We start from the raw sequence: 8,217 nt of genomic DNA, 5'->3' as shown, positions 1-8,217 counted from the left end.
GGTTTCTTCTAGAGTGTTAAAATCCGGCGAACGTATCGGTTATGGAGGAGACTTCATCGCTGCAGATGAGATGACAGTATCTACTTATGATCTAGGCTATGGTGATGGATGGTGCAGAGGGGACGCTCAAAAACCGTATATCACGGGTGAAGGTTTGCCTGTACTAGGACGTGTATCTATGGATTTCATTTCTCTAGCGTCAGAAAAAGAAGAAGTGTGTGTCATGAATGATGCACAAGTGGCGGCAAAGCAGTTGGGAACTATTTCGTATGAAATTACTACTGCGTTATCTGTGGATATACCCAAGGAAGTGATTTAATTTTGCATTTGCTGCATAAGCATTCTTTTGGCTCTTTCTCTCTCTGTCTCAGGATCTTGCTGGATTAAAATTTCTTCTTCTTGGACATCTATTTTCCCCTCTTCACTGATAATTATTTCTTCTGTTTTTTTACTCTGTACTTCTTGATCCCAGTCTTCTTTTTTTTCTGTTTTGACCTCAGTATGTTTTTGCTCTTTATATAATTGATCTACTTTTGGAAGCGTTGATTTATCTTCTTTGGTAGTATTATGGGCAATTTTATTTGTTTGTTGATTGAGATAAAAGAAAGTCATAATGATTAGCATCACAATGATACCGATAATAATAGTTTGTCTATTTTGTCGTCTTGAAGATATTTTTTTATTGTGGTCTTGGATTATCTTTTCTTTATAACTGTTATTTAGTTCATTATCTTCATCAGAGATTTCTTGTAATATTTGGTTAAGGAGTTCATCTTTTCTTGGGTTTGGTTGTTTCAATAGTTGACTCCTTTACCTTTAGATATATTCTTCAGTAGTATAGTATTTTAGAACTATAGTTTGGTTTTATTAGATTGTATTGGATTTTGATTTGGTGGAGATGAGGGGAATTGAACCCCTGTCCTAAAATAGATAGAACTATGACTCTACATGCTTAGTCAGTGTTGTTAGATTTAATCTTGCTTTGTACTACACTCAAAACTTTACAAGACGAGCTAAAATTCTCACACCCTGGCATAGCTTCCAGGGAGCATAGTCATCAGATGTTATACTTCAAAATCCGGTTAAGATGACACTCACCGGCGAAGCAGTCCTCCGCGTTAGCGGGGTTAATGACTTACGCTACTGCGTAAGCTGGACGATAATCTGTGTTGTTTGCGTTTAAATGCGTGTGGGCCGCGTAACGGAATTGCCCAGTCCGACATGCACATAGCCCCGACTACTCCAGTCGAAACCAAGTCATCCCCATATCTGAAAGATGGTGGATTCTAACAGTTTTTGGTTACTTTGTCAATAGGCTCAAAAAAGGGATACTTACACTAAAAAATCTACTACTTTAAACTAGCGACTATTTGTGCGGCTGTGCCTGCTTTTTCACTGTGAGGCTGATAGAGATAATTGTGTACTTTCTCTGGCATACTTTCAGGTTTATCCAGTACTTCAAACTCTTCTTTTGCCGATTGTTTGGCTTTAAACAGGGCCATTTGAACTCTGGAGTAGAAGTTCGCTGCACCTTCTCCTGACGTTTCTATGGCAAGGAAATTAGCCTCTGGGAAACGGCTTGTAACCAGTGACTGTACCCCATCAGAGACGGCTGAAGATGGCATACATCCAAAAGGCTTCACTGAGATCACAAGATGTGCAATGTTCTCCTTGACACTTTCTATGAGATGTGCCACTTCCAAATGCCCTTCGCCTCCTTCACAGTCCAGTGTATAGTATTCTTTACTCAAATTTGCCAGTTTGTCCATATCGGGTATCTCATAATCATGTAGACCTATGGCTTTGGCATAAAGGTTAAAGTGGGTTTTGATGGCTATTTTCCCTATTTTGAGGAGTATTTTTGTTTTGAGAGAAGAGAAGTCTATCTTTTTTGCACCTTCTACTTGTAGAGATTCACCTTTAAGTACATCACGTTCTGCTTCCCAAAGGCTTAACATCAGACGACTCAGGATAGGCTGGGGAATACACTCTGCACCTTCTGATTCTAAAAATCTATGTAGGTTGTAGTTTCCGTCACCTTCTGTCATAGCTGCCCAAAACTCACCCATGACCATCACTTTAGCTTTAGGCTGTAGACGATCGAGCTTCACCTGTTCTAAAACACTGCGACATTTCCACATCGTTTTTAGGAGGCTCTTCTTTTCCAGGAATGCTTCAGTGACAAGATCTCTACATCTTTCTATCGCTGTATCAACACTGCCTGCCTCCACTTCATAAGGACGCATTTTGTATCCAAGTATGTTAATGATGTCACCGATGATCACGGATTTAATGAGTGTGATGAAAAATGTAGGCGTAAAGTTTAAGATCCCATCCTCAATGTCATCCCCCTGAAAGATACCCTTATCATGTTCAAAACCGGTAATTCTCAAGCCCTCAAAACCAGCATCTCTTAACGCCTTTTTGTATTCGGTAATATACATACCAAAACGGCAGGGACCACATCCACCTGCAGTGATATAGACATATTTCTGTACGATCTCTTCAGAGCTTAGCCCTTTTTCATCACGAAGGTTCTGTAGATATTTGACAAGGTTTCCCACAGTAAAGTATGTAGGATTGCACTGTCCTCTGTTCCCAAAGGCTTTACCAGTTTGAAATGATTCAAAATTGGGGTTTGGCATGGAAATATAGTTTTCACCCATGGATTGCAAGGCGGCTTGTATAAGTTGGTCCTGTAGTATAGTGAGTCCACCCGAAAGCATGATAGTTTCTTCTTTTGGAGCGTACTGTATGGGTTTTTTCGGTACATCCCGCCATTGTGTTTCATCGGTGTTAATGAAATCTAGATTACCATTATTCTCTTGGACTTTGATACTGCTGCATTGTGCATTCATACGGTTATCTCCTCTTGTTCTTGCATCTCTTCGTCTTTGTGTTTATGTGTAAGTCTTTTTTGATACTGATCTAAAGTATAGGCAAACGTTTTGACGCGTATCTTGATAGAGCCACCTGGTTTGTTGGCATCTATGTCATGCAGGGTAAGGTGGGGTGTTCGGCTAGCACCAAGTATCTTATCGATAATGGCATAGGTTGGTGCATCGTGACCGCATTTGAAACTGGAAAGGTCAAGTACTGCAAGGTTGGGGTGGCGTGCTGCAAACTTGGCTGCCCAAACCTTTTGCGCAGAGTTCGTTGAAAAATTCTCTGCCCACACATCACGTATATCATAAGGAGATTCGATATAACCACGATCGACCTCTTCTTTAAAATACTTCTTAAGATACATTTCATCTTTAGGGATGGCACGCATAGAGATGGTTTTAAATCCTAAAGATTGGAACTCATCAAGGACTTCGTGGTTAAGTCCCGGGTCTGAATGGTAAGGACGTCCTAATAGCAGGATGACTATCTCATCATTTTCTACAGCTTCATCTAAGATAGCACGTCCTTCTTGCATAATGTCTGCATCATTTTGATCTAACGCTTTCCATGCCTGCGCCACAGCCCAATTGTTCTCATCTTTTGTGATATGTAGTTTACTTTCCCATGTTTCAAAAAGCTGTTTTTTCAGCAAGTCCGGGTTGTCAAAATTGAGTGCATCTTCTACGTAGTCGATCCCTTTTTCTTCAAAAAGATCTTTCTCTTTGGTAAAGGCAGAATAGACAACCTTTGGTGTACCTGCAATGATAGGACAGGAAGTTTGACCCATCGTATGTTTAACGTAGCCAGGCAGTTGAGTCACAGCAGGGAACCATATATGATCAAAGTGCTTTTTTGCAAATTTTTTAGAGTACATGAGAGAGTAGACATGTGACTGCGCTACTTTGGCTGGGTAACATGAGTCTACAGAACCGTATTTTGCACCTTCTAAGAACATATCTTCATTTGAAAAACCTGAAAACTGTATGTGCATAGGATCAATATCGAGTGCTTCAAGGTAGGTGCGTAAAAACGGAGCCAGAGAGTAAATATTGAGCACTTTTGGTATGGCTATGTTGAGATTCCTTCGGTAGTTCTTACTCTCTTCACTACTTAGTGTAAAGGCTCTGGTGACTTCTTTTCTTAGCGTAGGCCCCCAACCACCCAATGTAACCTTTACTTGTTGTTCTTTTATCTGTGTGGAAGCAGTAGGTTTTGGTTCCAGATCATACGTAGGCGCAAAAAGAGACTTAGATTCTTTTTTTACAAGATTAGGTGTACTTTGTTGTAAGTGGTTTCTGCCCTCTTTGAGTTTTTTGAGTGCTTCATGTGACTCAACGGTTCCCTCTTCGCATGAGAATCCTGCGATGTATCGTACACTGTCAGATGAAGGTGTTTGTGTGTCTATAAAGGTACGGGAACAGTTGATGCTGCAAAAGTGGCAGCGTGTACTCTCATCTGTTCTTGATGTGTAGGTCATTTGCAGTGCTTCTTGCATACCAACAAAGGTTGCGTAACCTTTTTCTTTGACTACATCTCTGGCTTCTAATGCTGCACCATAAGCACCTGCTTCTCCTGGGTGAGGGTGTACATCTACTCTGGCATGAGGCACTTTATCTTTAATGTAGTCTACTTGGGATTTGAGTGCTGCTTGATTATACTGTGTACCACCCTGTAATACAAAATGATCTCCGAATGCAGCCAGATTAGGCGCTTGCACAACATACTGCCATACATTTTTAGGCAAGACCTTGGCAATGCCTGCAAAGAGTTCTTCTTTGGTGTATCCCTCTTTTTGAAAATTGACCCTATCCGTATCTAAGAACACAGCACAACCATAGTTGAACAGTGGAGCCTGCTTGGCTGCAAAGGCAGTATCTGCATACTCTTCTACCGGCACACCAAACTGTTTTGCCATACTTTGAAGCAGGGTACCGTTACCAGCAGAACACTGGTTCGAGAGACGGAAGTTCTTCATCATCCCATTTTCCATAAAAAGTACTTTAATGTCCTGTCCTCCAATGTCACAGATGACATTGATACTTTCTCCAAACTTTTTTTGTGCACTTTTCATGTGTGCAATGGTTTCGATGATGTTCGCATCTGCTTTCAGTGCCCCTTCGAGTACATCCGCTGCATAACCCGTCACCCCTAAACCTTGAATGTCATAGAAATGATCTGGGTCATGTGCCTGTATTTTCTGTAGTAATTCCAGTGTATCTACGATGGGATTACCTTTAGAGAGTTGATAGACTTTTAAAAGAAGGTCGCCATTTTCATCACACAAGACCGCTTTTGAAGAAGTAGATCCACCATCAATACCTAAAAAACAAGGGGTTTTCTCTTTGAGTACAGGAGGGTTAAAATCTTTGATAGTGTAAGTGTCTTTAAATGCTTGTAACTCTTCAGGACTAGAGACAAGAGGGGTGTCATTATTCTCATTTTGTGTCATACCTCCTGAGTCGATCAAGGTTTTGAGCTGTATGAGTCCTGTAAAAGATTTGTCATGGTTCGCTTCACCTTCACCGAAGATGACCGCACCTAAAGCGGCGTAGTACTGGGCATTATCAGGTACGATAATGAGTTCATCTATTTTCTCTTTGTCATAGTCTACGCCTCGTTCATCCCAAAGTTCGCAGATCCGCATCCGCCAACACTCTTGTAGGAACGGCAAGTAGGTATTGGGCCCTCCAAGCAGTAAGACTTTAGGCATAAGGGTGTTACCCCGTGTCAGAACGGTCAGGTTTTGCATGACGATAGCATCGGCAAGAGAATTCATGATCTCATGAGAAGGGACAGAAGTTTTAACCAGATTTACGATATCTGTCTCTGCAAAGACCCCGCATTTTGCTGCAACATGGTGAAGTTTGTCTGTTTCAAAGGTGAGTTTTTGCACATCCTCACTCTCCATGCCTACTTTCATGGTACATTTTTCAATGGTTGCACCTGTACCTGAAGCACATTTGTCATTCATAGAGGTGAGTACAGATTTTTTTCCGTCTTCACTGACTTTAAAGTGCATGATCTTTGCATCCTGACCACCCAACTCTACTACCGCTCTTACATCTGGATGGAGATGTTCCACCGCAAGGACCACCGCATTTACCTCTTGTACAAAACGGGCATTGATCGTTGGTGCTATACGGGTCGCGCCAGAACCTGTAATGTAGACTTTGTCTATTTTACTATACGCGTCTGGATGTGCAAGAGAGAGTTCTTCAAGGAGTCTTAAAAGTGTTGGCGCTTGTTTGGTATCGTGGGGGGTATAGGCTTTTTGGACAATGTTAAAGTTCTCATCACACAGTACGTACTTAACGGTAGTTGAACCTATGTCAATACCAAGTGTATATTTAGAGATGAGAGGCTTTGTCATACTTTGAATCCTTAGACGCACTTTTAAATGCCCATATTATCCATAAGATACCTAAAATGATATAAGGTATGCTTAACATTTGACCTGTGGTGAAAGGTAGATCGGTTGTATATGCTGCCTGTCTTGTTTTTGTATATTCCAAAAAGAAACGGGTTGTAAACATAGTGACTAAAAATACACCAGGTATGATCTTTGTTGCAAAAGCAGGTGTGACTTTACGGTAAATAGTGACGAGCAATAAGAACATAATGAGGTAGGATAAGGCTTCATAAAGTTGTACAGGATGTCTAGGTACCATGTCCACTTTTGCAAAGATGATGGCCCATGGTTTGTCACTTGGAAGTCCGAGGATCTCAGAGTTGAAAAGGTTACCAATACGTACTGAGGCAGCAATGACCGTACCAGCGATAGCGGTACGTGAAAGTAGCCACATATAAGGTGTGTTATAGCGTTTTGAAAACAGATAGAATGCTATAAGTACGCCTGCTAGACCTCCATGACTCGCCAGTCCTCCTTTCCATACTTTGAGTATCTCAATAGGATGAGAAAGATAGAAATCCGGTTCATAAAAGAGACAATGTACTAATCGGGATCCCAACACTGTACCCACCATAGCATAGATAAGCAGTGCATCAAGTTCGGCTGGGTCTTTGCCTTCACGTTTATATATCTTGGTCAAGATCAAAAGCCCAAGAAAAAATGAACCCACAAAAAGTAGGCCATACCAACGAAGTTGTAAAGGACCTAATTCTAAGATATTGGGATTGACGTTCCAGATAAAGTGTTCCATTAAGTATATACCTTTTTATAATTAGGAGTATTATACTTTAAATTCTTTAATGAGATTTTTCTGGGAGATGCATCAGTGCAAAAAATTCACATTTGTTACAAGGCGATCATTTGGGCGAACCAGAGAAAGCTGAAGAAACCGATGATATCCACCAAAGTAATGACGATGACAGAACTAGCAATCGCAGGATCAAACCCAATTCTTTTAAGCAGTATAGGTACTGTAGTGCCTAGTATACCTGCAAAAACAAAACTTACAAACATAGATAGCCCTATAGAGAGGGAAACATATATTTTCTCAAACCAGAGTTGTGTGATGATGGTACTGATGAGCCCAAACCATAAACCATTTATAACAGCCATATTAAGTTCTTTGATAAATATGGGACGAAGAATATGAAAACTTATCTGCCCCAGCGCCATTTGACGCACCATTACCGTCATGGTCTGGACAGAAGCAGTTCCAGCCATATTTGCTACAATCGGCATAAGAACGGCCAATGCAACAATAGCAGAGAGCGTCTCTTCAAAGATGCCAATAACCATAGAAGCGATGATGGCATTCACCAAGTTGACAGTCAACCAAATGGATCTGGTTCTTGTTGTTTTACCAAAACTTTCATGCAGTTCTTCATCTTCATCGACTTTGTTAAGGTTGTAGATCAGTTGTGTTGCTCTTTTTTGCATGGCATCTACCGCATCATCATGGGTGATTCTACCTATGAGATAACCTTTTTTATCAACAACAGCCAGTGATGTGATATCGTATTTTTCTATGGTTTCAAGTACGGAATTGATAGAGTCATGAGTATTGACACTATAAGATATCGGAAGTTTTTTTACTATGTCTCCAAGGATGACATCATTTTTTTGCAAGATAAGATCATCCAGACCTATGGAGTTAAGAAATTTTCCAGATTCATCGGTGACAAAGAGATTTTGAATTGAACCGATACCTTGTTGTTTAAGTGTTGCCAAAGTGTCTATAGCATCAGCAACACTTTTTTGGTTAGAGACATTAAAAAGCTCTGTTTGCATCAAAGAACCTGCTTCATCAGTCTCGTAATGTAACAGTCTTTCAATTGTATTCTGTGTTTGATCGTTTAGAAGAGTAAAAAGTTTCTCTCCTTTGACTGTATCGGTTTTGCTAATAGCTTGAAAGAAATCTACAG

The 8,217-nt window shown here is 40.6% G+C and carries 6 protein-coding genes and 1 other RNA gene; 1 reads left to right on the top strand and 6 read right to left on the bottom strand.

The genetic code is table 11. From position 1 onward, the window contains the following. On the top strand, positions 1-319 hold a 319-nt coding region (locus WBM70_RS11010), incomplete at its 5' end, for an alanine racemase C-terminal domain-containing protein (RefSeq protein WP_424558548.1). Here the strand turns inward: WBM70_RS11010 and WBM70_RS11005 are convergent. The 6 genes from WBM70_RS11005 to WBM70_RS10980 all read right to left on the bottom strand — a co-directional run. Next, entirely contained in the window at positions 316-798 is a 483-nt protein-coding gene (locus WBM70_RS11005; RefSeq protein ID WP_424558547.1) for a hypothetical protein, read from the bottom strand. The two genes, WBM70_RS11010 and WBM70_RS11005, sit on opposite strands and share 4 nt — an antisense overlap. A gap of 92 nt (positions 799-890) precedes the next feature. Continuing rightward, positions 891-1,265, bottom strand: a transfer-messenger RNA (tmRNA) gene (gene ssrA, locus WBM70_RS11000). 84 nt (positions 1,266-1,349) lie between these two features. Further along, a complete protein-coding gene (locus tag WBM70_RS10995) occupies positions 1,350-2,858 on the bottom strand; it encodes a hypothetical protein (protein WP_424558546.1) in 1,509 nt (502 codons plus the stop codon). After that, positions 2,855-6,256, bottom strand: a complete 3,402-nt coding sequence (locus tag WBM70_RS10990) for a BadF/BadG/BcrA/BcrD ATPase family protein (protein WP_424558545.1) — start codon at positions 6,254-6,256, stop codon at positions 2,855-2,857. Before WBM70_RS10990 ends, WBM70_RS10995 begins: the two co-directional genes overlap by 4 nt. Continuing rightward, on the bottom strand, positions 6,234-7,046 hold the full coding sequence (lgt, locus tag WBM70_RS10985; RefSeq protein ID WP_424558544.1) for a prolipoprotein diacylglyceryl transferase: 813 nt from the start codon (positions 7,044-7,046) through the stop codon (positions 6,234-6,236). Before lgt ends, WBM70_RS10990 begins: the two co-directional genes overlap by 23 nt. Positions 7,047-7,141: 95 nt before the next feature. Next, on the bottom strand, positions 7,142-8,217 hold a 1,076-nt coding region (locus WBM70_RS10980; protein ID WP_424558543.1), incomplete at its 5' end, for a magnesium transporter.

The organism is Sulfurovum sp. (genome assembly GCF_049668085.1).
In the GTDB taxonomy this organism is placed as follows: Bacteria; Campylobacterota; Campylobacteria; order Campylobacterales; family Sulfurovaceae; genus Sulfurovum.
This window is presented reverse-complemented; position numbering and strand designations above follow the sequence as displayed.